The organism is Mycolicibacterium sp. XJ1819, from assembly GCF_053483675.1.
This window is the reverse complement of the sequence record NZ_JBEFST010000007.1, coordinates 38024-62905: the sequence shown is the minus strand read 5'-3', so window position 1 is coordinate 62905 and position 24882 is coordinate 38024. Positions and strand designations below refer to the sequence as shown.

At 69.4% G+C, this 24882-nt stretch carries 25 protein-coding genes and 1 pseudogene; 10 read left to right on the top strand and 16 right to left on the bottom strand.

The genetic code is table 11. From position 1 onward, the window contains the following. Nucleotides 1-30 precede the first annotated feature (30 nt). From ABQE89_RS09170 to lipE, 3 genes are read left to right on the top strand one after another with little or no spacing between them, the layout of a single operon-like run. Nucleotides 31-465: an Rv1352/Rv1906c domain-containing protein gene (locus ABQE89_RS09170; protein WP_448416006.1), complete on the top strand. Its 435-nt coding sequence runs from the start codon at nt 31-33 to the stop codon at nt 463-465. Between the two features lie 37 nt (nt 466-502). Further along, nucleotides 503-988, top strand: coding sequence for a peroxynitrite isomerase (locus ABQE89_RS09165; RefSeq protein ID WP_448416004.1), 486 nt, complete (start codon nt 503-505; stop codon nt 986-988). Then, on the top strand, nt 985-2232 hold the full coding sequence (gene lipE / locus ABQE89_RS09160; RefSeq protein WP_448416003.1) for a lipase LipE: 1248 nt from the start codon (nt 985-987) through the stop codon (nt 2230-2232). The genes ABQE89_RS09165 and lipE overlap by 4 nt, the downstream gene beginning before the upstream one ends. On the opposite strand, the gene ABQE89_RS09155 is transcribed toward lipE, so the two are convergent. From ABQE89_RS09155 to ABQE89_RS09130, 6 genes are read right to left on the bottom strand one after another with little or no spacing between them, the layout of a single operon-like run. Then, the gene (locus ABQE89_RS09155; RefSeq protein ID WP_448416002.1) at nt 2229-3344 is read right to left on the bottom strand and encodes an FAD-dependent oxidoreductase; all 1116 of its coding nucleotides are present in this window, start codon (nt 3342-3344) and stop codon (nt 2229-2231) included. The two genes, lipE and ABQE89_RS09155, sit on opposite strands and share 4 nt — an antisense overlap. Before the next feature lie 5 nt (nt 3345-3349). Beyond that, on the bottom strand, nt 3350-3550 hold the full coding sequence (locus tag ABQE89_RS09150; protein ID WP_448416001.1) for a pyridoxamine 5'-phosphate oxidase family protein: 201 nt from the start codon (nt 3548-3550) through the stop codon (nt 3350-3352). A gap of 28 nt (nt 3551-3578) precedes the next feature. Further along, entirely contained in the window at nt 3579-4364 is a 786-nt protein-coding gene (locus tag ABQE89_RS09145; protein ID WP_448416000.1) for a glutaminyl-peptide cyclotransferase, read from the bottom strand. A 21-nt stretch (nt 4365-4385) separates the two neighbouring features. Beyond that, nucleotides 4386-8306 (bottom strand): ATP-dependent RNA helicase HrpA, encoded by a 3921-nt coding sequence (hrpA, locus tag ABQE89_RS09140; protein ID WP_448415999.1) that lies wholly within the window; start codon nt 8304-8306, stop codon nt 4386-4388. Continuing rightward, nucleotides 8284-9423: an FUSC family protein gene (locus tag ABQE89_RS09135; RefSeq protein ID WP_448415998.1), complete on the bottom strand. Its 1140-nt coding sequence runs from the start codon at nt 9421-9423 to the stop codon at nt 8284-8286. Before ABQE89_RS09135 ends, hrpA begins: the two co-directional genes overlap by 23 nt. Nucleotides 9424-9461: 38 nt before the next feature. Beyond that, nucleotides 9462-10355, bottom strand: a complete 894-nt coding sequence (locus ABQE89_RS09130; RefSeq protein ID WP_448415997.1) for a mycobacterial-type methylenetetrahydrofolate reductase — start codon at nt 10353-10355, stop codon at nt 9462-9464. A 130-nt stretch (nt 10356-10485) separates the two neighbouring features. Here ABQE89_RS09130 and ABQE89_RS09125 point away from each other — a divergent pair, with 130 nt between their 5' ends. Together ABQE89_RS09125 and ABQE89_RS09120 are read left to right on the top strand one after the other, a co-directional pair. Continuing rightward, nucleotides 10486-11979, top strand: coding sequence for a protein adenylyltransferase SelO (locus tag ABQE89_RS09125; protein ID WP_448416159.1), 1494 nt, complete (start codon nt 10486-10488; stop codon nt 11977-11979). 22 nt (nt 11980-12001) lie between these two features. After that, a complete protein-coding gene (locus tag ABQE89_RS09120) occupies nt 12002-12238 on the top strand; it encodes a hypothetical protein (RefSeq protein ID WP_448415996.1) in 237 nt (78 codons plus the stop codon). Between the two features lie 9 nt (nt 12239-12247). On the opposite strand, the gene ABQE89_RS09115 is transcribed toward ABQE89_RS09120, so the two are convergent. Continuing rightward, on the bottom strand, nt 12248-12850 hold the full coding sequence (locus tag ABQE89_RS09115; protein ID WP_448415995.1) for a sigma-70 family RNA polymerase sigma factor: 603 nt from the start codon (nt 12848-12850) through the stop codon (nt 12248-12250). Nucleotides 12851-13002: 152 nt separating this feature from the next. On the opposite strand from ABQE89_RS09115, the gene ABQE89_RS09110 reads away from it, so the two are divergent. Then, complete coding sequence (locus ABQE89_RS09110) at nt 13003-14073, top strand: M42 family metallopeptidase (protein ID WP_448415994.1); 1071 nt, start codon at nt 13003-13005, stop codon at nt 14071-14073. 81 nt (nt 14074-14154) lie between these two features. Here ABQE89_RS09110 and ABQE89_RS09105 read toward each other — a convergent pair. From ABQE89_RS09105 to ABQE89_RS09085, 5 genes and pseudogenes are all read right to left on the bottom strand, one after another. Further along, nucleotides 14155-15289: pseudogene (locus ABQE89_RS09105) on the bottom strand (metallophosphoesterase). A 29-nt stretch (nt 15290-15318) separates the two neighbouring features. Then, on the bottom strand, nt 15319-16038 hold the full coding sequence (locus ABQE89_RS09100) for an NUDIX hydrolase (protein ID WP_448415993.1): 720 nt from the start codon (nt 16036-16038) through the stop codon (nt 15319-15321). Between the two features lie 26 nt (nt 16039-16064). Further along, nucleotides 16065-16718 carry an MOSC domain-containing protein gene (locus ABQE89_RS09095; protein WP_448415992.1) on the bottom strand — a complete coding sequence of 218 codons (654 nt, stop codon included), beginning with the start codon at nt 16716-16718 and terminating at the stop codon, nt 16065-16067. A gap of 17 nt (nt 16719-16735) precedes the next feature. After that, complete coding sequence (locus ABQE89_RS09090) at nt 16736-17812, bottom strand: threonine aldolase family protein (RefSeq protein WP_448415990.1); 1077 nt, start codon at nt 17810-17812, stop codon at nt 16736-16738. Nucleotides 17813-17943: 131 nt separating this feature from the next. Continuing rightward, nucleotides 17944-18147: a hypothetical protein gene (locus tag ABQE89_RS09085; RefSeq protein WP_448415989.1), complete on the bottom strand. Its 204-nt coding sequence runs from the start codon at nt 18145-18147 to the stop codon at nt 17944-17946. A gap of 143 nt (nt 18148-18290) precedes the next feature. Between ABQE89_RS09085 and ABQE89_RS09080 the strand changes: the two genes are divergently transcribed. The 3 genes from ABQE89_RS09080 to ABQE89_RS09070 are packed head-to-tail and all read left to right on the top strand — an operon-like array spanning nt 18291 to nt 20629. After that, nucleotides 18291-18836, top strand: coding sequence for a TetR/AcrR family transcriptional regulator (locus tag ABQE89_RS09080; RefSeq protein WP_448415988.1), 546 nt, complete (start codon nt 18291-18293; stop codon nt 18834-18836). 27 nt (nt 18837-18863) lie between these two features. Then, complete coding sequence (locus ABQE89_RS09075) at nt 18864-19352, top strand: MarR family winged helix-turn-helix transcriptional regulator (protein ID WP_448415987.1); 489 nt, start codon at nt 18864-18866, stop codon at nt 19350-19352. After that, nucleotides 19349-20629: an MFS transporter gene (locus ABQE89_RS09070; RefSeq protein ID WP_448415986.1), complete on the top strand. Its 1281-nt coding sequence runs from the start codon at nt 19349-19351 to the stop codon at nt 20627-20629. The genes ABQE89_RS09075 and ABQE89_RS09070 overlap by 4 nt, the downstream gene beginning before the upstream one ends. On the opposite strand, the gene ABQE89_RS09065 is transcribed toward ABQE89_RS09070, so the two are convergent. The 4 genes from ABQE89_RS09065 to ABQE89_RS09050 all read right to left on the bottom strand — a co-directional run bounded on the left by ABQE89_RS09065 (nt 20630) and on the right by ABQE89_RS09050 (nt 24175). Further along, nucleotides 20630-22018, bottom strand: a complete 1389-nt coding sequence (locus ABQE89_RS09065; protein ID WP_448415984.1) for a S1C family serine protease — start codon at nt 22016-22018, stop codon at nt 20630-20632. It abuts the gene before it with no gap. 39 nt (nt 22019-22057) lie between these two features. Next, entirely contained in the window at nt 22058-22894 is an 837-nt protein-coding gene (locus tag ABQE89_RS09060) for an SDR family oxidoreductase (protein ID WP_448415983.1), read from the bottom strand. 22 nt (nt 22895-22916) lie between these two features. After that, on the bottom strand, nt 22917-23516 hold the full coding sequence (locus ABQE89_RS09055; protein ID WP_448415982.1) for a TetR/AcrR family transcriptional regulator: 600 nt from the start codon (nt 23514-23516) through the stop codon (nt 22917-22919). Nucleotides 23517-23740: 224 nt separating this feature from the next. After that, nucleotides 23741-24175, bottom strand: coding sequence for a hypothetical protein (locus ABQE89_RS09050; RefSeq protein ID WP_448415981.1), 435 nt, complete (start codon nt 24173-24175; stop codon nt 23741-23743). Between the two features lie 188 nt (nt 24176-24363). Here ABQE89_RS09050 and ABQE89_RS09045 point away from each other — a divergent pair, with 188 nt between their 5' ends. Further along, nucleotides 24364-24882, top strand: coding sequence for an Rv2253/PknI dimerization domain-containing protein (locus tag ABQE89_RS09045; RefSeq protein WP_448415980.1), 519 nt, complete (start codon nt 24364-24366; stop codon nt 24880-24882).

The window sequence follows — 24882 nt, the reverse complement described above, 5'->3', positions numbered from 1 at the left end:
GCGCCGGGTAGGCCCTTAGACTGGCTTCCTATGAGGCCGACGAGACCACGCGCGATCGCGGCGGCCCTCGTCGCGATGGTTGTCCCCGTGGCCGCCTCGGTCGGTCACGCCGCCGCCGAACCCGACCCCGCGCCCCCGCCGGCCCCCAAGACCACGATCGACGCCGACGGCACCTACGCGGTGGGCACCGACATCGTGCCGGGCACCTACTCCAGCGCGGGCCCCATCCCCGACGGGGTGTGCTACTGGAAGCGGGTCAACGGCGACAAGCTGGTCGCCAACGCGCTGACCAAGAAGTCACAGGTGGTCAAGATCGAACCCGGCGACACCGCGTTCGTCACCAACGACTGCCAGCCCTGGACGTTGACCAACGCGAAACCCCCGCCGCAGACCGCACCGCAGGATCTGCTCGGGCAGCTCGGGACGTTCATCGGCAAGGGCATTCTCGGCGGCGCCCCGCGCTGATCGCGGCGCTCGCTGATCGCGCCGTACCCTGTCGGACATGGCTGACCTGCACCCCGACCTCGCCGCGCTGGCCCCGCTGCTGGGCACCTGGACGGGCGACGGCGCGGGTGAGTATCCGACGATCGAGCCGTTCTGCTACACCGAGGAAGTCGTCTTCGACCACGTGGGCAAGCCGTTTCTGACCTATCGTCAGCGCACCGCGGCAACCGACGACGGGCGCCCGCTGCACTCCGAGGTCGGGTACCTGCGCGCACCGTCGGCCGGCCGTGTCGAGTGGGTGCTGGCCCATCCCACCGGGATCAGCGAGGTGCTGGAGGGCACACTGAGCAGCGGTGACGGTGCCGTCGAGATGGAGTTGCACACGACAAGCGTCGGGCTGACCGCGACCGCCAAACAGGTGACCGCGCTGAGCCGTTCACTGCGCGTCGACGGTGACCAGCTCACCTATCGGCTTGGAATGGCCGCCGTCGGCCAACCGCTGCAGCACCACCTGGCCGCGACCCTTCGCCGGAGCCACCGGTGAGCTCGGACGGCAGGATCACGGTTCCCGCCGAACTCGACACCGTCACCGCGGTGGGCGCCGAAGACCACTGCGGCGTCGATTCCGCTGCCGTGGAAAGGATTTGGCAGGCGGCTCGGCACTGGTATGCCGCGGGCATGCACCCGGCGATCCAGCTGTGCGTGCGCCACCACGGCAAGGTGGTGCTCAACCGGGCGATCGGACACGCGTGGGGTAATGCGCCCGCCGATCCACCGGATGCCGAAAAGGTGGTTGTCACCACGGATACCCCGTTCTGTGCGTACTCGGCAGCCAAGGCCGTCACGTCCACGGTCGTGCACATGCTCGTCGAGCGGGGCCAGTTCTCGCTGGACGACCGGGTGTGTGACTATCTGCCGGGCTACACCAGCCACGGCAAGGACCGCACCACCATCCGGCATGTGATGACCCACAGCGCGGGCATCCCGATCTACACCGGTCCCCGCCCGGATCTCAAGCGGATGGACGACAGCGAGTACACCCGTCAGATGCTCGGCGAGATCCGCCCGTTGCACCGGCCCGGCCTCGTGCACATCTACCACGGGCTGACGTGGGGCCCGTTGATGCGCGAGATCGTGGCGGCGGCCACCGGGCGCAACATCCGCGAGATCCTGGCCACCGAGATCCTCGAACCGCTGGGGTTCCGCTGGACCAATTACGGCGTTGCCGCCCAAGACGTCTCGAAGGTGGCGCCCAGCCACGCCACCGGCAGGCCCGCGGCCGCCCCGCTGGAGCGGGTGTTCGCGCTGGCCGTCGGCGGATCGATGCAGCGGATCATCCCGTTCTCCAACAGCCCGCAGTACCTGACCAGTGTGCTGCCGTCGTCCAACACCGTGTCGACCGCCGACGAGTTGTCGCGGTTCGCCGAATTGCTGCGCCGCGGCGGCGAACTCGACGGCGTGCGGATACTGCGACCCGATACGCTGCACGCGGCGGTACGCGAGTGCCGCCGCCTTCGGCCCGACGTGGCCACGGGTTTGGTCCCACTGCGATGGGGCACCGGATACATGCTGGGCTCCAACAGGTTCGGGCCGTTCGGCCGCAATGCTCCGTTGGCGTTCGGCCACACCGGGCTGACCAACATCGCGGTGTGGGCCGACCCGCAGCGCGCACTGGCGGTCGGGCTGATCAGCAGCGGTAAGCCCGGCAGACACCGCGAGGCCAACCGGTATCCGGCGCTGCTCGACCGCATCACCGCCGAGTTTCCGCCGACGCTGCGGCAGAATTAGGGCTTCTCCCGCACACCGCGGTAGATGCCTCGCTTGACGATCCACGGCTGCAGCAACCTGTCCACCGACCACGCCGGGAACAGGAACGCCCGCCCGTTGGGGGCGAACACCTGCAGCCCGTCGGGTTGGGCGCCGAGCACCGATCCCCATCGCCGGTCCGGCGGGCGGTAGGTGCGCAGGCGACGGCCGGCGAACTCGGCGCGAATGTTGTGGGCCAGCAGACCGTCGGCACGGTTGCGGGCCGAGGTGCGCAGCGGATCGGTGGCCGCGACGTCCCCGATCGCGAACACCCCCGGGAAGCCGGGCACTTCAAGGGTCGGCAGCACCCGGACGAATCCCTGCTCGTCGAGCAGTTCGGCGGGCAGCCATCCGGTGTTCGGGCGCACGCGCCCGATTGCCCAGATGACGGCGTCGGCACGCGCCGGAGGTTGGCCCGTGCTGAAAACGACCGGCCCGCTGGTGATCCGGTCGCAGCCGAAGCCCTCGGGAAGCGCCGCGCGGTGTCCGCCGTGCAGCCCGACCCCCGCGGCGGTCAACCGGTGTCGCACCCGGTCCCAGACTCTGCGGTGGTGGTGCACGAGCGCGCGCTCGCCGGGGAAGTACAGGTCGATCCTCTTGGCGGGCCACGTCACCGCCAGGTTGGCCGCGGCGCTGACGGCCGCCGCGCCGCCGCCGACCACGATGACCGACCCGGCCGCCGCCAACTGCTCGTGCGCGCCCACGAGGTCCGCGCTGACGTCGTCCTCGCATTGCAGGCTGGGCCTGCGCCAGAACCCGTTGGTCACCCCGGTCGAGATGACCAGCGCGTCAAAGGGTTCGGCGTGCGCAGCGCCGTCCGCACGGTCCACAAGGACGGTCTTGTGGGCGAGGTCGACGCCGGTCAGCGTGCCGTGCACGGTGCGCACCCCGTCCAGCGCCCGGAACCGGTGAAACGGAATCCAGTAGTCGCGGGCCCAGTCCCGCGGCCGGGACAGCCGCATGCCCAACTCCTGGCCGCTGACCAGACCGGGCTTGGCCGAGATCCCGACGACCTCGGCGTGCCGCGCCAACCGGATCGCGGTGAGTACCCCGCTGTCGCCGAATCCGGCGATGACGACCCGGCGCCGGATCATCGCGGTCAGCGGAGCTTCTCGCCGTACACGTGCCGCACGGCCATCGTCATCAGCACCCGGCGGTCGGCGACCATCACCGTCCGGTTGTCGGCGTCGCGGTCGTAGTAGGGGGTGACCGGCGACAGCTGGGGCATACCGTCGGCCTTGATCGCGGCGAGTACACCGAGGCGGCTCTGCGCGAGCAGAGTCCGGGGGTCAAAGGTCATGTGTGGCGCAACTTTCCACCGCCTGTGCCTATTCCGGCGCGTCGATGCGGACGCGATACGCCGTCGGCCAATTCTTCCCGGTCAGCAGGTACTCGTCACTGTCGATGTGGGCGATGCCGTTGAGCACGTTCTCGGTGATGCGGCCCTGCGCATCGACGAGGGCGGAGGCGTCGATGACCGCGTTGACGGTTCCGGTGGCCGGGTCGATGCGCACGATGTGGTCGGTCTTCCAGACGTTGGCCCACACCTGGCCGTCGACGCATTCGAGTTCGTTGAGGTTGCGCACCGGTTCGCCGTCGCGGGTCACCTCGACCGAGCCGTCCTCGGCGAAGCTCGTCGGGTCGTGGAAGCGAAGGCGGTCGGTGCCGTCGCTGCGGATCAGCCGGTCGCCGTCGCGGCACAGCCCCCAGCCCTCGCCGTCGACGGGTACTTCGCGCAGCGGGGTCAGGGTGTGCTTGTCCCACTCGATCGCGACGCCGTCCTGCCAGGTGAGTTCCCAGATCCGGTCGCCGACGACGGTGATGCCCTCGCCGAAGTACTGCGGCGGGGCGGCGGCGGACCGGCGCACATCGCCGGTGACCGGATCGAGTTCGCGCACCTGCGACCTGCCCACCAGCCCGGTGCTCTCGTAGAGCGTGGCCCCGTCGAACTCCAGCCCCTGGGTGAACGCCGAGGTGTCGTGCGGGATCTCGCCGAGCACCTCGGGCGTGATCACCGGCACGTCGCCGCCCGCGGGCCCCGCGCCCCCGCAACTTGGCACCACCAGCACCGCGACCAGCGCCGCGCCGAGCACCACGCCCACCCGTGTGTTCATACGCCCTATTGGTACCCGATCTCAGGGCCGGATGGCGTCGATCGCGCGGTAGATGCGTTTCTCGCTGACCGGGCGGGCGGTGCCGAGTTGCTGCGCCCACAGGCTGACCCGCAGTTCCTCGATCTGGCGGGCGATGTCGCGCACGTCGGCGGCGCCGGCGCGCGCCGGGGACAAGGCCGCGAGCAACTCGTCGAAGGCGTCCTGCACGGCGTGCACCCGTGCCATCCGGTCCCGGTCCGCGCCGACGGCCTGCGGCAGCCGCTGCAGGCGCCGGCCGATGGCGGTGACGTAGCGGGCCAGGTCGCCCAGGTGGGCGGCCCCGGTGGCGGTGACGAACCCCTCGGGCAGCAGCCCGGCCAACTGCGTCTCGATGTCGACGATCGCGTCGGCCTGCGCGGGCGGGGGTGCGGCCGGCAGCGCGACCCGGACGTCGTGGGCGGCGGCGAGCACCTTCGCCACCCGGGTGACGACGCCGGACGTGGTGGCCGCCAGATCACCGGCGACCCGCTCGCGCAGTCCGGCGAACTCATCACGGGTCCAGACGACACCGGTCGTCAGCGCGTCGGTCGCCGCGTCGGCGCAATCCTCCAGCAGCGCCTGCAGCGAGCCATCCGGGTTGTTGCCGAGCACCAGTCGTGTTCGTGGATCAAGTTGTCGTTCAACGTCTTTGATCGGCGAGGGGGTGGCAACCCGCAGTAGCCGTCGCAGCCCGCGGGGCATCGCGTCGGCCTGTTCGGCCTCGGTGGGATAGATGCGGATGTCCACCCCGGCGCCCGCGTCCACCAGCGCGGGGTAGCCGCGCACCCGGTGCGCGCCGCTGGCCTGTTCGACAGTGCGGGGCAGTTCGTCGAGGTCGTCGGGCCAGGCGCGCAGGCCCGTCCGTTCCAGCTCGCCCGCCACCGCATCGGCCACGGCGCGGCGCACCGGCGCGGCGAGGCGGGCCTGCAGCGCCTGCAGGTCCTTCCCGCGGGCGACCTCGCCGCCGTCGGGGCCCTCGACGGCGAACGTGACGCGCAGGTGTGGCGGCAGCTTGTCGAGGTCGAACGCGTCGAGCGGCACCAATACCCGGGTGCGGCGGTGCAGTTCGCGTTGCACCGCGACCAGCAGCGGCTCGCCGTCCGGGTCGATGGCGGACAGCACTGCCCGCGCGGTGTCCGGCGCGGGAACGAAGTTACGGCGCAGGTCTTTCGGCAGCGAGCGGATCAGCGCGGTGACGAGCTCCTCCCGCAACGCCGGCACCTGCCAGGCGAACTCGTCGCCGCCGAGCCGGGCCAGCACCTCGACGGGCACGTGCACCGTGACACCGTCGTCGGCCGCGCCGGGTTCGAATCGGTACGACAGCGGCAACGCCAGATCGTCCACCCGCCACGCGTCGGGCTGATCGGCGGCCGGGTCCTCCTTGCGCAGCAGGTCCTCGCGGGTCATGGTCAGCAGATCCGGAGTCTGGTGCCGCTGCTTTTTCCACCAGGTGTCGAAGTGCCGCGCCGACACCGCCTCCGCAGGCACCCGCGCGTCGTAGAACGCGAAGATCTCCTCGTCGCCGGCCAGCAGGTCGCGCCGTCGTGCCTTCTCCTCCAACCGCTCCAACTCCTCGCGCAGCCGGGTGTTGTCGCGGAAGAAGTGGTGGCGGGTGCGCCAGTCACCCTCGACCAGCGCGTGCCGGATGAACAGGTCTCTGGCCAGTTCCGGCTCGACCTGCGAGTAGTTGACCCGGCGGCGCGGTACCAGCGGCAGCCCGTAGAGCGACACCCGCTCGTAGGCCATCACCGCGCCGCGTTCGGCGTCCCAGTGCGGCTCGCTGTAGCTGCGGTCGAGCAGGTGGGCCCCGATGCGTTCGGCCAGTTCGGGCTGGATGCGCGCGCCGATGCGACCGTAGAGCCTGCTGGTCTCGACCAGGTCGGCCACCACGATCCAGCGCGGCGGCCGTTTGGTCAGCGCCGACCCCGGCGCCAGCACGAACTTCGAGTTGCGCGCGCCGGCGTAGTCGCGGGTGTCGCCTTCGCGCAGGCCGATGTGTGACAGCAGGCCCGCCAGCAGTGCGGCGTGCACGCGGGTGGGGTCGGCGGGTTCGGGGTCGTCAGATTCGCGGATGCCCATGTCGCGGGCGATGCTGCGCAGCTGGCCGGTGAGGTCCTGCCACTCGCGGATGCGCAGGTAGTGCAGGAACTCTTCGCGGCACATCCGCCGGAAGGCACTGCCGGAGAGTTCTTTTCGCTGCTCGGCGAGGTAGCGCCACAGGTTCAGGTAGGAGATGAAGTCGGAATGCTCGTCGGTGAAGCGGGCGTGCTTCTGACGCGCCGCCTCCTCGCGGTCGGTCGGCCGTTCACGCGGGTCGGGAATCGACAGGGCCGCGGCCAGCACCAGGATCTCGCGCACGCAGCCTTCCTCCCCGGCCTGCAGGATCATCCGGCCGATCCGCGGGTCGACGGGCAGTTGCGCGAGTCGGCGTCCCAATGCGGTGATCTCGCCTTTGCCGTCGAACGCGCCGAGTTCGGCCAGCAACGCGATCCCGTCGCGGATACTGCGCTGCTCGGGTGGGTCCAGGAACGGGAAGCTCGAGATATCACCGAGATTCAGCGCCGCCATCTGCAAGATCACCGCGGCGAGGTTGGTGCGCAGGATCTCCGGGTCGGTGTAGCGCGGGCGCGACGCGAAGTCCTCTTCGGAGTACAGCCGGATGCACACCCCTGGCGCGGTGCGCCCGGATCGGCCCGCCCGCTGCGCGGCCGAGGCCTGTGAGATCGGCTCGATCGGCAGCCGCTGCACCTTGGTCCGGCGACTGTAGCGCGAGATGCGCGCAGTGCCCGGGTCGACGACGTAACGCACTCCGGGCACCGTCAGCGATGTCTCGGCGACGTTGGTGGCCAACACGATTCGGCGCACTGACCGGCTGGGCGAAAACACCTTCTGCTGATCGGCGGTCGGCAGCCGGGCGTACAGGGGTAACACCTCGGTGTGTTCGCCGACGACGCCGCGCAACGCCTCGGCGGTGTCGCGGATCTCCCGTTCACCGGACAAGAACACCAGCACGTCACCGGGCGGTTCGGCCGACAGTTCCGCGACGGCGTCGACGATCGCCTCGGTCTGATCACGCATCTCGGTGCGCACGACCTCATGGTCGGGATCGTCGGGATCGTCGGAGTCCTCCACCGGCACCGGGACTTCCAGCGGCCGGTACCGGATCTCGACCGGATAGGTCCGGCCCGACACCTCGACGATCGGGGCTGGGCCGTCGACGGTGCCGAAATGCTCGGCGAAACGCTGCGGTTCGATCGTCGCCGACGTCACGATCACCTTCAGATCGGGCCGCCGCGGCAGCAGCTCACGCAGATAGCCGAGCAGGAAGTCGATGTTGAGGCTGCGCTCGTGGGCCTCGTCGAGGATCAACGTGTCATAGCGCAGCAGTCGACGGTCACGCTGGATCTCGGCGAGCAGGATGCCGTCGGTCATCAGCTTCACCAGGGTGCGGTCGCTGGCCCGGTCGGTGAAGCGCACCGTGTAGCCCACGGTCTCGCCAAGCGGTGAGCCGAGTTCGTCGGCGATGCGCTGGGCGACGGTGCGGGCGGCCAGCCGCCGCGGCTGCGTGTGCCCGATCGTGCCGCGCACGCCGCGGCCCAACTCCAGACAGATCTTCGGCAGCTGGGTGGTCTTACCCGAACCGGTCTCGCCGGCCACGATCACCACCTGGTGCTCGGTGATCGCGCGGGCGATCTCGTCGCGCCGATCACTGACCGGCAGGTCGGGGTAGCCGATGGTGGCGGGCACCGCCGCGGTGCGGGCGGCGATGGCCGCCTCGGCCCCGGCGATCTGCTCGGCGAGTGCGGCGACCTTGTCCGGGCCGGCGCCGCGTAGTTGCCGCAGGCGGCGGCCGAGCCGGGCGGCGTCGCGGATCGTCAGGCCGTCCAGGCGCGCGCGCAGCTCAGCGACGGACGGTTCGGACACGCTGGTCAGGATAGGCGTCGCGGGCGAACGCGACCTCCTCGCACAGGCGCTGCGCATCGGTGTAGAGGCCACCGTAGACCGCCCACTGCGTCGGCTCGTCGAGCCCGTCGCCCCGGGTCTGCGAGCCCAGCTCGTCGAGCGCGGCACGGCAGCGGCGGGCCTCATCGGCCAGCGGTTGGGCCGCGAAATCTCCGCCGGTGTGCAGGCTGCCCGTCCGGGCGACCGCGTCACGCACGGTCGCCAGCAGCACGCCGTAGCGCCGGAGGAACTCGTTGTGCTGCACCTGCAGTTCCTCGTCACGGTCCACGGCGCGCTCCAGGCCGGTGGTGACCCACCGAAGCTGCTGGGCGATGCGCTCCAGCGCCTGGATCGTCACCCGGTGCCCGGCGACGTCGGTGTGGTCGCGGGCGAGCAACCGGCGGGGATTGAGCTTCGTGGTGCGCACGGCGTGGTCGACGGTGTCGCGGGCCTGTCCGGCCGTCTTCGCCAGCCCGTCGGCCCGCCACCGCCAGTCGGTGGTGGCGTCCTCACCCGGGCTCTCGCCGGTCAGCGCGTCGGTGATGTCGGAGAGCAGGTCGGTCAACGACGCGCTGATCGATTCGACGGCGTAGCGGGCGCTGCGATAGCGCAGCGGCGGCGCCACCAGCAGACTCACCAACAGGGCCACCGTCGCGCCGAGCACCACCATGCCGACGATGCCCGGCAGCGGGCTGCCCGAGGACGAGCCGGAGCCGGTCAGGGCGAACACGCCGTAGGCGAAGATCGCCGCCACCGCGACGTTGATGCCCTGGCCGCCGAGCCGGTGCCAGCGCCCGATGATCAGCGCCACCAGCAGGGTGACCGGGAACAGCCACAGCTGCACACCCCACAACCAGACCGCGCCGCCGATGAGCGCGATACCGGTGAGCATCGCCGCGGTGTAGCGGACGGCCTTGGCGACGGAGTCGGCGACGGTCATCTCGACGAGCATCACCGCGGAGAATGCCGCGAAGGTGGCGTGGTTTGATCCGAACACCGTGGTGGCCAGCACCCAGGCGACGGTCGCGGCGACGACCGCCTTCAGCAACATCAGCGCGGTGTCGCGGCTCCACCTGATCCGGTCGACGAGCTTGCCCACCTGCCACGGGTTCCCCCCGCTGGGGGCACCAAACGCCCTTAGGCCTGGTCAGGCGACCAGTAGGCGAGCATGTCGGCGAACGTCTCGAACGCCGGGGTGGACACCCCGTAGGTGGCCTCGAGATGGATGCTCAACGGGAAGCCGAGGTCGGCGACCCCGTCGATGACCCGCTTGTACAGGTCGAGCATCAGCCGGCGCTTCTCGGCCGGCTCGGTGCCCGCCAGCCGCTTGACGAAGGCCTGCTCCTCGGCGACCGCGGCGTTGCCCGGATCCTGGATCAGCCAGTTGATCAGGCCGACATTGGCTTCCATCTTCGGCACGAAGCCGAACGACAGCAGGATCTCCGGGCGCTGATCGGTGCCCTCGGCGAACTCGCGGAGGAAGCCGACGATCGCGTCGGAGTAGAGCAACTGGGTCATGCCGTAGGTGGCGCCCTGTTCGCACTTGAACTTGAACCGACCGTGCTCACCCTCGCGGGTGGGGATCAGGATCGCGCCGCGGTTGGTCACCACGTCGCTGTACTTCGACAGCGCATCGGTCGGTGCCACGCCACCGCCTTCGCCGTCCTTCATCGTGCGGGGCACCCCGACGAATGCGATGCCCTCGAAGCCCGCGGCCGACAGGTCGGTGAGCCGCCTGCGCAGCGCCTCCTCGTCGAGGAACGAGGTGACCTGGGTGCACAGCCCCTGGACGCCGGCCAGCTCGGGCCCGATGGCCGACCAGAAATCCAGCACGTCCATCTTCGGCTTCATCTCGACGGGACGGTCGTCGTCCTCCTCGATCATGCCGGGGATCATCACGTGCCGGATGCGGTCCTGCAGGCCCACTTCCGCCGAACACCGCAGCACCTTCTCGGCTTCCTGCAACGCCTGCTCCCGGCCCCGGTCCAGGTTGGGCGGCACGAGTTCGAGCGCGATGGTTTTGAGGGTCACCGAAAAGCTCCTAGTCGGACGAAACTGCCTCGGCGCGGCACATCGACGTGACCGCAGCCGCTTTGCCGGAATGCCTCACCATACAGACCGCGCAGGTGGCGCTCCGTAGTCTGGTGAGGTGAGCAGCGACATCGGCGCGGCATCGGACACCTCGGTCGTCCTCGACGACCGCTTCGCCCGCGAACTGCCGGAGCTGGGCGTGCGCTGGCGGGTCGAGCAGGCGCCGGCGCCCAGGTTGCTCGTGCTCAACGGACAGCTGGCCACCGATCTCGGCCTCGACGCCGACTGGCTGCGCAGCGCCGAGGGGCTGCAGTTTCTGGTCGGCGCCCGGGTGCCGGATGGCGCGACCCCGGTCGCCCAGGCCTACGCCGGGCACCAGTTCGGCGGCTACGTTCCCCGGCTCGGGGACGGTCGGGCGTTGTTGCTCGGCGAACTGACGACGGCCGACGGGGCCGTGCGGGACCTGCATCTCAAAGGGTCCGGGCCGACGCCGTTCGCCAGGGGCGGCGACGGGCTGGCCGCGGTCGGCCCGATGCTGCGCGAGTACATCGTCAGCGAGGCCATGCACGCGATGGGCGTCCCCACCACCCGGTCGCTTGCCGTGGTGGCCACCGGCCGCGAGGTGCAGCGCGAAACGGCGCTGCCCGGGGCGGTGCTGGCCCGGGTCGCCGCCAGCCACCTGCGGGTCGGCACCTTCCAGTACGCCCGAAACGCCGCGCCCGACGGTGATCTCGTGGGCCCACAGCTTGCCAGGGGAGTGTTGCGGCGCCTCGCCGACCACGCGATCGCCCGCCACCATCCCCGCGCCGCGACCGCCGACAACCGCTATCTGGCCCTGCTCGAGGCGGTGATGTCGGTGCAGGCGGCGCTGGTGGCACGGTGGATGCTGGTCGGCTTCGTGCACGGCGTGATGAACACCGACAACATGACGATCTCCGGGGAGACCATCGACTACGGGCCGTGCGCGTTCATGGAGGCCTACCACCCGGAGACGGTGTTCAGCTCGATCGACTCCTGGGGGCGCTACGCCTACGGCAATCAGCCGGCGATCGCGGGCTGGAACCTGGCCCGGTTCGCCGAGACGCTGCTCCCGCTGATCGCCGACGATCAGGACCGCGCGATCGCCCTCGCCGAGGAAACCCTCGCCGGGTTCGGCGAGCTGTTCCAGGCCGAGTTGACGTCGGGTATGCGGGCCAAGCTGGGCCTCGGCGCCACGGTGCCCGAGCAGGTCTCGACGCGGCTGATGAACGACATGGTCACGCTGCTCGCCGAAAGCCATGTCGACTTCACCTCGTTTTTCCGCCACCTCGCGACCGCCGCGCGCGGTGACACCGGCCCGGCGCGCGGCATGTTCGTCGATCCCGCGGCGTTCGACGAATGGCTCGCCCGGTGGCGCGCGCTGGACCCGGATCCCGACGCGATGGACCGCGTCAACCCCGTCTACATCCCGCGTAACCATCTGGTCGAGGAGGCGCTGGCCGCCGCCACCGACGGAGACCTCGCACCGCTGCACCGTCTGCTGGAGGCGGTCAGCGCGCCCTACGACGAGCGTCGCGGCCTGGAACGCTACGCCGAACCCGCACCGGTCGACTTCGGCAGATACCAAACCTTCTGCGGAACGTGATCCACCACCTAAACTGCCGACCATGACCCACTCACTGCGACGGGGCTTCGCGGCGGCCACGCTCGCGGTGGCGATGTCGCTGGCGGCGCTGCCCGCCGTGACCATCACCGCCGTGGCCCAGCCCGGCAACTGCTGCTGCCCGCCGGGACAGACCGGCGTCATCTACGGGTGCGCACCGTTCTGCATAGAGGGCAAGTACCTGGACAGCAATACGGGGTTGTGTACCCCGCTGGCGGCGCCGGCCCCACCGCAGCAGTAATCCCGCGCCCTACGCCGTGTGCGCCGGGATCAGGTGTGCGCCGCCGCGGGCGCGGTGGGCCAACGCGAGGCGCAACCGCTTGCGCGCACGCGCCACCCGCGACATCACCGTGCCCATCGGGATGCGCATCAACTCGGCGGTCTCCGCATAGGTGTAGCCCTGGATGTCGGTGTAGTACAACGCGATCCGGAAACCCTCCGGCAGCGTCGACATGGCCGCCCTGATCTCGTTGTCGCCCAACGCGTCCAGGGCCTCTGACTCCGCGGATCGCAACCCCCTGGGCGACCGTGCGGCGCTGTCGGCGAGGTCGTGCTCGGTGACCTCGTCCACGCAGACTTCGGCGGGACGGCGCTGCCGGGCGCGGTGGCCGCTGACCCACCGGTTGTAGAGGATCCGAAACAGCCAGGCCTTGAGATTGGTCCCGTCGGCGAAGGCGTCGAACCCGACGTATGCGTGCATCAGCGCGTCCTGCAGCAGATCTTCGGCATCGGCCTGGTTGCGGGTCAGCCGCCGCGCCTTTCCGGACAGGGCGGCCAGAAACGGCGCGGCTTCGCAGGCGAATCGCGCGGCGCGGTCGGTGTCGGGTTCCGTCGCGCCGAGGACGGCCGTCATGGGTGAACCTCCAGGAGATCGGGCTTGCGGGAGCCCGGGCGGGCTGCCTTCGAGATCAGACTGGCCGCACAACTCGCGTGGGGGACCATTGAAAACCCGTAGTCACGGCCGGCGACCGGTGGTCCACGGGGACATCTGGGTAAAGGGGAGCTATGAGCACTCCCTTGGATTTTCCCCGCGAACTGCTGCAGGAACTGTTGTCGACCTACGGGCCGTGCGGGCAGGAGGACGCGGTGCGCGACATCTGCCGCCGGGAACTCGAACCGCACGTCGACGAGGTGTGGGTGGATCCGGCGGGCAATCTCGTCGGCCTGATCCGCGGCGACGGGGACGCGGCGGCCACCCGCGTGATGGCGCACCTGGACGAGTTGTCGATGCTGGTCAAACGCATCGACGGGGACGGCACCCTGCACATGACGCCGCTGGGCACGATGTATCCGGGTAACTTCGGCCTCGGACCGGTCGCGGTGCTCGGCGATCGCACCGAACTGTGCGGTGTGCTCACGCTGGGTTCGGAGCACACCACCAAGGAGAGCCAGCGGATCTGGGAGACCAAACCCGACCAGGGCGACAAGGCGCTGGACTGGCTGCACGTCTACGTCTTCACCGGCCATACTGCCGACGAACTCGCCGCCGCCGGGGTGCGGCCGGGCACCCGGGCGTGCATCCATCGCAGCAAACGCAGCCTCATCGAGGTCGGCGACGACTACTTCGGCTGCTACTTCATGGACGACCGCGCCGCGGTCACCGCGCTTCTCGAGACGGCGCGCACGCTGAAAGAGCATGAGCGGCGGCCGGCGGGCGATCTGTATCTGGTGTTCACCACCAACGAGGAGATCGCGGGCATCGGCGGCGCCTACGCCAGTCGCACCCTGCCCGGTGACCTGACGTTGGCGCTGGAGGTCGGACCCGCCGAGGCCGAGTACGGCACGTCGTCGGGCGGCGGCCCCATCGTGGCGTACAGCGACGCCGAGGCCGTCTACGACAAATCGGTGGCGGACCGGCTGATGGACGTCGCGGCCGAACTCGGGCTGTCAGCGCAACCCGCCGTTCTCGGCGCGTTCGAATCCGACGCGTCGCACGCCAAAGCCGGTGGCCTGAGCCCGCGGGCGGGGCTGTTGTGCCTACCGACGTTGAGCACCCACGGCTTCGAGGTCATCGCGCGCTGGGCGATCCCGCAGATGACGGCGGTGCTGGTCGAGTTCCTGCTGCGGCGGGACTAGCTCGCACGCAGCCGCGAAAGTACGGTTTCTGATGGATTTCGGCCGATTTTCGTCAGCAACCGTACTTTCGGCGAACACCGTCTAGTTGTCCGGCTGCAACGTCACCACGGTGATGTCGGGACGCGCGCCGATCCGGGCCGGCGGGCCCCAGAAGCCGGCACCCCTGGTGACGTACAACTGCGTGTCCCCGACCGTGGACAGCCCGGCCAGCGCCGGTTGTTCGGCGCGCACGAGGTAGTGAAACGGCCACATCTGGCCGCCGTGGGTGTGCCCGGACAGCTGCAGGTCCACCCCGCGGGCGGCGGCCTGGCAGGATCGTGGGCCGGCGGTCGTCGGTCCCGGCCAGTGCCCGGTCGAAGTCGGGCGGATCGTCGCGTCGCTCACCGACGACGTCGTTGACGCCCGCCAGGTCGAATGCGCCCGCGCCGCGGCGGATCACCGTGTGCTCGTTGCGCAGCGTGTGCACGCCGAGCCGGTCGAGTTCACGCAGCCACGACGGTGGGTCCGCCACGAAGTACTCGTGGTTTCCGGTGACGAAGAACGTACCCTCACCAGAGACCAAGTCCCGCAACGGTTCTGCTGCGGATCTCAGCTCTTCGACGGTCCCGTCCACCAGGTCGCCGACGATCGCGACGAGGTCGGGCTCGGCCTCGTTGACCATCGAGACGATCCGTTCGATATGGGCGCGCCCGACCAGCGGCCCCAGATGGATGTCGGACACCACCGCGATCCGAAACCCGCCCAGCGACGGGTCGAGTCGACGAAGCCGCACCGGCACCCGCAGCAGGTCGGGCGGGCCCAATGCGGTGGCCGTGCCGACGCCGACCAGGGTCACCGAGGCGGCGCCCGCGGCCACCGCGCCGGCGCGGGCCAGAAACAGCCGCCGGTTCAGCGGCTGCGGGTCGGCGGGCTTCGCCGGCCGGCGGGACGGCCAGAACCGCAACACCAGCCGCACCGGTTCGAGCGCGACCAGGATCAAGAACAGATAGGCGGCCACGCCGAACCACAGATAGCCCGGCCAGGCGAACCACCTCGACTCGGGCACGCCGACCACGCGCGGGCCCAGCAGCGCCGCGAACAGCAGCACCAGCAGCCCGAGCAGCGCCGCGGTCATCCAGCGTCTGGTGCGGCCCGGTCCGGTGGTGTCTTTGACCAGCCGCTTCCACAGGTACAGATGGATCAGGCCCAGGACCGCACTGAGAATGACGAAGAACATGCGGTCCTAAACGCTAGATGGCGGCCCGTCTACTTCCACGCGAACACCGGTTGTTCGAGTTGGTCGACCGGGTCGTGGCGGCCGTCGAGACACAGCCAGCGTAGTTGCAGCAGCACCGCGCCCGTCGGCGCGTGGATCAGGTCGTTGCCCAGCGGGATCTGCACGACCGGACGCGGGCTCTCCGGGATGGTGACGAACCGTGGCGAATCCTCGCGCCGCAATTGGTGCAGCCCCACCCGGTAGACCGCCACCACCTCATCGGGTGACGGCTGCGGTGCCAGGCGGCCACCACCCCAGATCACCACCGGGGTGATGACGTAGCCCGACCGCGTCGGATAGTCGTCGAGCAGGCCCAGCACCGACGCGCCGGGCAGGTCCACACCGACCTCCTCGTGCAATTCGCGCAGCGCGGCGTCGACCACGGTCTCGCCCGGGTCCAACCGGCCGCCGGGCAGCGCCCATTGCGCGGCGTGCGAGCTGAGTCGGGATGCCCTGCGGCACAGGAAGAACGCCGCCCCGCCGGACACGTCGACCATCCGGCCGTCCAGCCCGGGCTCGGGCATGGGGCGGCCGTCGATCCAGTCGTCGACGGGCGCCGGGTCCACCCTGTCCTCGCCGACTTCGGAGTCGACGAGCACCACGGCCACCGCGGCGTGCCGCTTGGTCGGGTCGGTCACCGCGCGGCGGTCGTGGGCGGCCAACCGCGCCCGCACCTGATCCCGCAGCGCCTCGTCATAGGAGATGGTCACGGGTCGACCATAGCGTCGAGCCGATCTCAGCCCGCCAGCCGTTTGCGGGCCAGCGCCTTGACCTCTGCGGCCAGCGCTTCGGCGGCCAGGATGTCGTGCAGCAGTTCGGGTTCGGTCATCATCGCGCGAAACACCGTGCCGATGGTGACGCCGTGCTCGGGACGGTCCACGACGTGCACCGGATCGCCCGCACGCACGGTGCCCGGCGTGATCACCCGCAGGTAGGCGCCCGGCACGGCGGCGCGGGTGAACGTCTTCATCCAGCCGCGGATACCGAGGAAGGTGGTGAAGGTCCGGCACGGCGTACGCGGGCGCGACACCTCGAGCAGCAATCCGCCCGACCCGATCCGCCAGCGTTCACCGATCACCGCGCCGGTCACGTCGACGCCGACGGTGGTCAGGTTCTCGCCGAACATGCCGTTGTCCAGCGGGCGGTCCAGGGCGTGCTCCCACCGGTCCAGATCCTCACGCGCGTAGGCATATACGGCTTGGTCGTCACCGCCGTGATACTTGCGATTGCCGATCAGGTCGCCGGTCAGCCCGCTGCCCAGCCCGTCGCGTTTGCCGCCGGGGGCGCGCACCGCGACCGGTTCGGCGGTCGCACGCTTGTCGAAGCCGGTGGGTCCGTTCGGACCGTCGGAGTACTGCCGGGCGATGTTCACCGACGCGACGCTGGACACCACAAAAGGGTACGGGCTCAGCGGCGGGCCAGCGCGTCGGAGACCGCCGCGACGAAGCCGTCGACGTCGGCCTCGGTGGTGTCCCAGGCGGTCATCCAGCGCACCTCGCCGCGCGTGCGGTCCCAGTCGTAGAAGCGCACCCGTGCGCGGATGTGGTCGGCGGCGGCGGTCGGCAGCGCCGCGAAGACCGCGTTGGCGGGGCTGGGCCTGCTCAACTCCAGCCCCGGCAGTCGACCAGCCGCGATGCCTTCCTCCAGCGCCGACCGCAGCCGCGCGGCCATCGCGTTGGCGTGCGCGGCGTTACGCAGCCCGAGGTCGTCGTCGAACAGCGCGAGCAGCTGCGCGGAGGTGAAGCGCATCTTGCTGGCCAGCTGCATCGACATCTTGCGCAGATAGGTCAACCCGGTGGCGCGGGCCGGGTCCAGCACCACCACCGCCTCGGCGCCGAGCAGGCCGTTCTTGGTGCCGCCCAGGCTGAGGATGTCCACCCCCGAGTCGACGGTGAGCTCACGCAGCGACACGTTCAGCGCGGCCGCGGCGTTCCAGATCCGCGACCCGTCCATGTGCACGGCCATCCCGTGCCGATGCGCGAACTCGGCCACCGCGCGCGTCTCGTCAGGTGTGTAGACGGTGCCCAGTTCGGTGGTCTGCGTGATGCTCACGGCCAGCGGCTGAGCGCGGTGCTCGTCGCCCCAGCCCCACGCCTCGCGGGCGACCGACTCCGGTGTGAGCTTGCCGTCGGGCGCGGCGACCGTGAGCAGCTTGATGCCCGCCATCCGTTCCGGGGCGCCCGCCTCGTCGTTGTGGATGTGCGCGGTGGATGCCGTGACGACCGCACCCCACCGCGGCAGCAGGCTGGCCAGCGAGACGACGTTGGCGCCGGTGCCGTTGAAGACCGGATACACCTCGGCTTGCTCGCCGAACTGTGCGCAGATCACTTCCCGCAGTCGATTCGTGTATTGGTCTGCGCCGTAGGCGGGCTGGTGGCCGCCGTTGGCGGCGGCGATCGCGGCCAGCGCCTCGGGGTGCACCCCGGCGTTGTTGTCGCTGGCGAATCCACGGCGGTCCGGATCGTGCAGGCGCTCGATCGTCATCCGGTCATCCTCTCAATCCGCTTGTCCAGAGAGCACGATGCCGGAGTTCCGAAAAGCTTCGAACTCCGGCATGTCTGACCATCTACGTGTACGGCCTTGTACGGCCCAGGAGCCGTGATCCGACGAAGGGGTCAGCCCGTCACGTGCGTCGTCGGCCCGCCACGGAACTCCGAGATAGAGGCGATGGTGGCGATCACGAACGCGATACCGGCCACGGGTGCCAACGAACTTTTGAGTGCCAATCCGACGACCAGCAAAACGAAGGCCACAGCGGACAGGAACATGAACAGGCTCCGGACCGGTTGATGTGAAATACGCCTGAAGAGATCCGACATTCTTACACCTCACAATCCGGCGCGCCGGCCACCCGGCTGGGCCGCCGGGGCGCCCCTCAAATACGCTACGCGTAGCGTAGCGCTACGCTTAGTGTAGCCGATTATGTCCCAGGAAGACACCCCGAGCCGACAGGGAGACGTTGATGCCACAGCGACGGGCCGTCGAGGAAGCCATCGCCGAGTCGACGTTGCGCCTGCTGCGCACCGGCGGTCCGCGGGCCGTGACCGTCGAGGCGGTGACGGCCGACTCCGGCGTCGCCAAGACCACGATCTACCGGCGCCACCGCGACCGCAGAGACATGCTGTCCGCCGCGCTGTCGAGGCTGACGTCCACAGAACCGCTCAGCACGAAGGCCGATGCGCCGCAACGGTTGCGGTGGATCATTCGCCACGCCGTCGCGACGGTGGAGGAAGGCATCGGGTTCGGCGGGCTCGCCTCGCTGCTCAGCGAGGAGGATCCCGAGTTCAGCGCGCTGTTCCGCAAGATCCTGGTCTCCCAACGCAAAAAGCTGGTGAAGGTGATCGACGGCGGCAAAGCCGACCGGACCTTCGACGTCGACGTCGATGCCGAGACGCTGATCGACGCGATAGTCGGTGCGTACGTCGCCGAACGGGCCCGTAGGGGCCGGGTCACCAAGGACTGGGAAAACCGGATCTTCGCGCTGTTCTGGCCCGTCGTCGAACCTTAGGTAAGCCGGCGACTTCGCCGAACATACATGTATGTGCTATGCATATATATCGTGGTTCACTCGCCGTACGACCAACTCGACGACCTGCTGACGCGCATCGCGCTTGTGCGGCAGCGGTCGACTTGGCGCCGCCGCGTGCTCGACCAGGACGGTCCGGTGACCAACATCTCGACGTTGCGGGTGCTTCGCGCGGTGGAACAGGGTGGACAGTCCGGCGGCGGCGCGTCGATCCGCGACGTGGCCGATTTCATGGCCGTCGAGCATTCGACCGCGAGCCGCTCGGTGGCCGGCGTCGTCGCCGCCGACCTGGTGACCAAGACCTTCGCCGCCGACGACCAGCGCCGGTGCACGCTGGTGCTCACCGACGCCGGACGCCGCGCGCTTGCCGAGGTCGCACACCGGCGACGCGAACTGCTCGCCGAGATGATCGCCGACTGGCCCGAGGACAAGGTGGACACGCTCGTCTCACTGCTGGACGGACTGGCCGAACGATTCGAATGTGTCGGGGCCCGATGACCTCACGCAGCACCCGCACCCCCAACAACGTCCCGGCCGTCAACCCGAGCGCGCCGCCGCGCGGTGCGTTCGGCCTGATGTTCGACCGGGTGTTCGGCGCGCTGTTCTGGGGCAAGATGTTCTCGGTCGGCGCGGTGTGGACCCACGGGATCGTCGCGGCGATCGTGATGTTCGACGCCACTGGGTCGGCGCTGATGGTCGGCCTGGTGGGGGTGGCCCAGTTCGTACCGCAGTTGCTGCTCAGCCCGACCAGCGGCAAATGGGCCGACACCGGTGACCCGTTGCGGCAGATCCTGTTCGGCCGGATGCTGTGCGTGGCCGGTTCCGGCCTGATCGCGGTGTGGATGTTCATCGAACCGGGCGGCCAGGGCATGGCCGCCGCGCTCCCGGTGCTGCTCGGAACGCTGGTGGTGGGTTTCGGGTTCGTGGTGGGCGGGCCCGCGATGCAGTCGATCGTGCCCAGCTTGATTCGTGACGGCGAATTGTCGACGGCCATGGCGCTCAACAGTTTCCCGATGACCTTCAGCCGCATCATCGGGCCCGCCATGGGCGCCTATCTGGCCGCGCACTCCGGACCGGCCACCGCGTTCGCGGTCGCCGCCGCATCGCATTTCGTGTTCATCCTGTTCCTGATCGGTGTGCGTTTCCCCGGACCACCGGCCCGGTTGGCCGACGCCGACTACCGTGTCCGCGCCGCCATCCGCTACGTCTGGCGCGACCGTCCGTTGCTGCTGACCCTGCTCGCGGTCGCCGCGGTCGGTTTCGCCTCAGACTCGTCGATCACCCTGGCGCCGTCGATGGCCGCGGAGTTCGGCGGGGGCGCCCAACTGGTCGGCACGTTGTCGACGGTCTACGGCATCGGTGCGGCGATCGGGATGGCGGTACTGGCGCTGATGCGCGGGCGGATGGCGTCCACGAATGTGTCGGCCTACGGGCTGGTGGGCCTGGGCGCAGGATGTGCGGTGCTCGTCGGTGCGCCCACGGTCACGCTCGCGCTGGCCGGGTTCGCCGTGGCCGGGCTGGGTTTCGGCTGGGCGATGACGGGCTTGAGCACGGTGGTGCAGGAGCGCGCGCCCGAGGAGTTCCGGGGCCGGATCATGGCGCTGTGGCTGGTCGGTTTCCTCGGTTCGCGGCCGTTGGCGGCGGCCGTGCTGGGCGGAACCGCCGATGCGCTCAGCGTGCAGGCCGCCTTCGGCCTGGCCGCCGGGCTCTGCTTGGTGATGGCGCTGTTCAGCCGGCCGTCGAAGATCACCGGCCCGTTGCCCGCCCAGGTCTGATCAGCGCTTCTTGTCCGCCTCGGGGCGCACGGTCAGCGTGACCCGCTCACCGTCGCGAAGCACCTCGATGGACGCGTCCTGCCCGATCCGGAGTTTGCGCACCGCGACGACGAACTCGTCGACCCCGTCGATCACGCGGTCACCGACCTTGACCACGACGTCGTCCTGCCGAAGCCCGGCGCGGTCGGCGGGACCGCCGTTGTTCACCTTGGTCACCTTCGCCCCGGCCGGCGCGGTGTCGCTGACCGATTCGGCGGTCAATCCCAGCGTCGGATGATTGATCTCGCCGTCGCGGATCAGTGTCTGGACGACGTGGCGCATCTCGTTGACCGGGATCGCGAAGCCCAGCCCGCTGGCGCTGTCGGACAGTGACTTGCCCGCGGTGTTGATGCCGATGATCTCGGCGTTCATGTTGACCAGCGGACCGCCGGAGTTGCCACGGTTGATCGGCGCATCGGTCTGCACCGCGTCGATGACGATCTCCGCAGAACCCTCGCCGGGAATCCGCACGGCGCGGTCCAGTGCGCTGACGATGCCCTGGGTGTCGGTGCTGCGCAGACCCAGTGGGGCGCCCGCCGCGATCACCTCGTCGCCGACGCGCAGCTTGTCGGAGTCGCCCAACCGCGCGACGGTCAGGTTGTCGACATCGTCGACCTTGAGCACGGCCAGGTCGGTCTTCTCGTCGCTGCCGACGACGTTGGCCACCACTTCGGTGCCGTCGTTGAAGATGACCGTCATCTTGAACTGGTCGGGCCTGCTGGCGGCCTCGGCGATGACGTGGTTGTTGGTGACGATGTAGCCGCGGCCGTCGACCACCACCCCCGAACCCTGCGAGCCCTTGGAGTCGCTGACCGTCTCGATGGTGACGACGGAATCGGCAATGGCGGCGGCGACTTTCGCGAACCTGCCCTCCGGCAGGCCGCCGTCGCTGGTGGTGGAGATCGTGACCTTCGGCGTGGTGAACGCCTCGATCACCTCCGCGGTCTTGCGGCCGACCCAGCCGCCCATCAGTCCGAGTACCAGGGCGACGACGCCCAGCAACGTCAGGGCCGGCCACGTCAGCCGCTTACCGAACAGCACATCGCGCACGCCCAGCTTGCCGACGGGCTCGGGCGGCGGTGCGACGACGGGCGTCGGCGCAGCCGGGATGTCCTGCGTGTCCTGGTCACCCTCGATGTCCTGGTCGGCCTCGGTGTCGGTGGCCGGTGGCGCAGGGAACGCCGCGGCCAGCACCGCATGCGGTTCCTGGTTGGTCGGGGCGTCGGGGCGCTGATCGGTGCGATCCGCCGGCTCCGCGAAGGAGCTGTCCACCCCGTCGGGCCTGCCGAAGGTGCGCCGGGTGGCGTCATCGACCGGTGGTCGCACAACGGCCTGGCGTTCGTCGGTCACGCCACCCAAGATAGCGGGCGAGGACCCCGCCTCCCCGGCTCAGCCGCTCTCGGAGACCCTGGCGCGCTCCTTCACCGAGGCGACCACGCCGCCGTCGTTGAGGATGTCGGTGCCGGTCAGGTAGCCGGCCTTGTCGCTGACGCAGAAGGCGAGCAGTTCCGCCATCTCCTCCGGTGTGCCCCAGCGCGGCACCGCGGCGTCGGCGACCAGCGCACCGGCCCCGGCGTTCTCCTCCAACCGGCCCATCTCGGTGTCCACCGACCCCGGCGACACCGAGACGACGCGCAGTCCGCGACCGTTGAACCGTTCGGCCTGCGCGCTGCTGTACCAGCGCACAAAGCTCTTGCTGACGGCGTAGGCGATCCCGGAGCGCAACTGTTCGGGCACGATCTCGCAGGCCGCGGCCATCGCGGTCATGAACGTCTGCTCGTCGCTCAGAGCCAGCGGGAACTGCTTGGTCGGGATCACCTCATCGGGCAGCAGATGAGCGGCCATCGAGGCGACGTTGACGATCGCGGCACCCTGGCCCGCGCCGGCGTAGAAGACCTCGTTGACATTCAGCGTGCCGAGCGCGTTGGTGCGCATGACGTAGTCCGCGTCGCCCATGCTGGGGCTGACCCCTGCGGCGTGGATCACCGAGGCGATCCTGCCGAGGCCCGCGGCCGTCTTGAAGAGCCACTCGACCGCGGCGCGGTCGGTGACGTCGCAATTGACGACGGTCGGGTCTATCCCGAGGTCGCGCAGCGCGACGTCCGCGGTCTCGAGCCGGTCCTGCCTGACGTCGCAGAGCACCACGGCATGATCGCGTCCCACCACCTTCGCGGTCGCCACGCCCATGCCCCCGGCACCGCCGGTGATTATCGCCACTGAATTCATATGTGCACCGTATCCCCGGAATTCATGCCGCCCGCATCCCGTACACGTAGGTGGTGAGGTACTCGTCGATGACGGGTCGGCGGATCTCGCGCGACTCCGGCAGCGTGATCAGCAGCGCGTAGAGGCCCGCCAGAAACGACACCCCGTTGAGCATCACGTCGACCTGGGCGGGGATGAGGCCGCGCTGCTGCGCGCGTTGCAGTTCCTCGACGAAGGCGACGATGACCGGGTGCACCGTCCACTCTTCTGAGGGCGGATTGGTTGTCGAGAAGTGCAGGGCCAGAAAGTCTTTGAACAACCGATTGCCCAGCCTGCGCTCGAGCGCCTCCAGAATGCTGACCGCCTTGGCCAGGATGGTCCGCACGTCGCGCGGTTGACGGAAGTAGCGCGTCAACTCCGCGGCCATGCGCACCTGTTCGCGGGTCTCCAACTCCAGCAGGATGTGTTCCTTGGTCGGGAAGTGGAAGAAGAACGTCCCATGCGCGACGCCGGCCGCCGACACGATCGCGCCGATGTCGGCAGCGGCCATGCCGCCGCGCTTGAACTCCGCGATCGCGGCACCCAGAAGCCTCTCGCGTGTCTGCTGGCCCTTCCGGCCCCGCTCGACAGTCCCGGGTTTCACTCAGACGACTCCATCCCGACTTGGCCGGTCCGATCCGGCGGTCAGCCTACGCGGCACCCCACCATAACTGACTTGAATCAGAAATAATCTTGCCGCCAGACCGAGGCCCCCAACGAGCAACATCGGTCAACTACAGCGTAATTGACGTCTGTTCAACAGCATTCAGGGGTCGGCAGCCGGTCATGGACTTGACTTGAGTCAGGAGGTGTCAGTGCAGGCGGCGGCTACAGCCGCACGAGCTGAAACGGGTAGGTGAAGGTGCCGCCGGGAGCACCGTCACACCCCACCGCGAAGGAGGATTCCAGTGTCCCGGACCGGGTCGTCGCATCCCAGGAATAGACGTCGCGGGTCGGAATGACCGGCCCGTAATAGACGTTGCCGCACCGCAAACCATCCGGTACGTCGACCGTCAGCGTGTACCGTCCGTCGGTCAACTGCGCGGTCCCCCGGTACGGGAATGCCTTCGCGATGGGCTGCGGTACCGCCCGAACCGTCACGCACTGACCGTCACAACGCGAGATCACCCACAACCACGTGTGGAAGTCGTATCGACCGTCGATGTGCAGTTCGAAATTGCCGTACGGGGTGTGGGCCTGCGCTGTCACCGGAGACACCAACGCTGCGGCGATGAACGCGATGACAAGCAGTGCGGCTTTCATTCCGGTCTCCGGCCTCGTGGTCGTGTGCACTGATCCTCACCGATTCGAGACGCTCTCGATCAGAGGTATCCCTGCAAGCGGGACAGGTTCGCTCGAGCGCTCCCGCTGAGCGGACGGCAGTCGGGCCCGCCCCGATACGACCGCTAGTTTGATTTTCTGACCGAACTGTCGCTGGTGAGGAGCTGGGGTTGAGAATCGCGGAGCTGGCGGGATTCGCGACTGCATTGGCGCTTGGGCTCACCATCGCCGGATGCGCGCCTACCGCCCACGCCTCCGAGGACGACTGGGGTCTCAACGGTACCTACACTGCGACGTCGAACGGCGAATGGGCCAAGACCAACGACAGGTTTCGCCAACTGGACAGCCTGCGCAGCACCTGGACGATCTCGACGGTCTGCAGTTACCCGACCGAGTGCACGGGAACCGTGGTCAGCAACTTCGGTTGGAGCGCACCGATCTACAAAACCGGCGGCGTCTGGTACGTCAAGCACACCGTCGAGAACTGGGTGCCGTGTCCAGACGGCACGGCGGCGCCGGGACTTCAGGTATTTCGGTTCGTCCCGGTCATCGAGGACGGCAGCCAGACCGACCCCACGTCGACGACGTTGGCAGGTGAAGACCAGACGACGGGTGTCAGCGGTGCCTGCGGGGTGAGCAAGCCGGTGTTCATCACCATGCCGTTCAAGTTGGTCGAGACGGGCAGCTGA

Coding starts and splice junctions, on each gene's coding strand:
- ABQE89_RS09085 (WP_448415989.1), bottom strand. CDS start 18,147: ATGTCGGATCTCTTCAGGCGTATTTCACATCAACCGGTCCGGAGCCTG.
- ABQE89_RS09145 (WP_448416000.1), bottom strand. CDS start 4,364: ATGAACACACGGGTGGGCGTGGTGCTCGGCGCGGCGCTGGTCGCGGTG.
- ABQE89_RS09075 (WP_448415987.1), top strand. CDS start 18,864: ATGTATGTGCTATGCATATATATCGTGGTTCACTCGCCGTACGACCAA.
- ABQE89_RS09060 (WP_448415983.1), bottom strand. CDS start 22,894: ATGAATTCAGTGGCGATAATCACCGGCGGTGCCGGGGGCATGGGCGTG.
- ABQE89_RS09050 (WP_448415981.1), bottom strand. CDS start 24,175: ATGAAAGCCGCACTGCTTGTCATCGCGTTCATCGCCGCAGCGTTGGTG.
- ABQE89_RS09120 (WP_448415996.1), top strand. CDS start 12,002: ATGACCCACTCACTGCGACGGGGCTTCGCGGCGGCCACGCTCGCGGTG.
- ABQE89_RS09115 (WP_448415995.1), bottom strand. CDS start 12,850: ATGACGGCCGTCCTCGGCGCGACGGAACCCGACACCGACCGCGCCGCG.
- ABQE89_RS09150 (WP_448416001.1), bottom strand. CDS start 3,550: ATGACCTTTGACCCCCGGACTCTGCTCGCGCAGAGCCGCCTCGGTGTA.
- ABQE89_RS09110 (WP_448415994.1), top strand. CDS start 13,003: ATGAGCACTCCCTTGGATTTTCCCCGCGAACTGCTGCAGGAACTGTTG.
- ABQE89_RS09070 (WP_448415986.1), top strand. CDS start 19,349: ATGACCTCACGCAGCACCCGCACCCCCAACAACGTCCCGGCCGTCAAC.
- ABQE89_RS09080 (WP_448415988.1), top strand. CDS start 18,291: ATGCCACAGCGACGGGCCGTCGAGGAAGCCATCGCCGAGTCGACGTTG.
- ABQE89_RS09165 (WP_448416004.1), top strand. CDS start 503: ATGGCTGACCTGCACCCCGACCTCGCCGCGCTGGCCCCGCTGCTGGGC.
- ABQE89_RS09170 (WP_448416006.1), top strand. CDS start 31: ATGAGGCCGACGAGACCACGCGCGATCGCGGCGGCCCTCGTCGCGATG.
- ABQE89_RS09155 (WP_448416002.1), bottom strand. CDS start 3,344: ATGATCCGGCGCCGGGTCGTCATCGCCGGATTCGGCGACAGCGGGGTA.
- ABQE89_RS09090 (WP_448415990.1), bottom strand. CDS start 17,812: ATGACGATCGAGCGCCTGCACGATCCGGACCGCCGTGGATTCGCCAGC.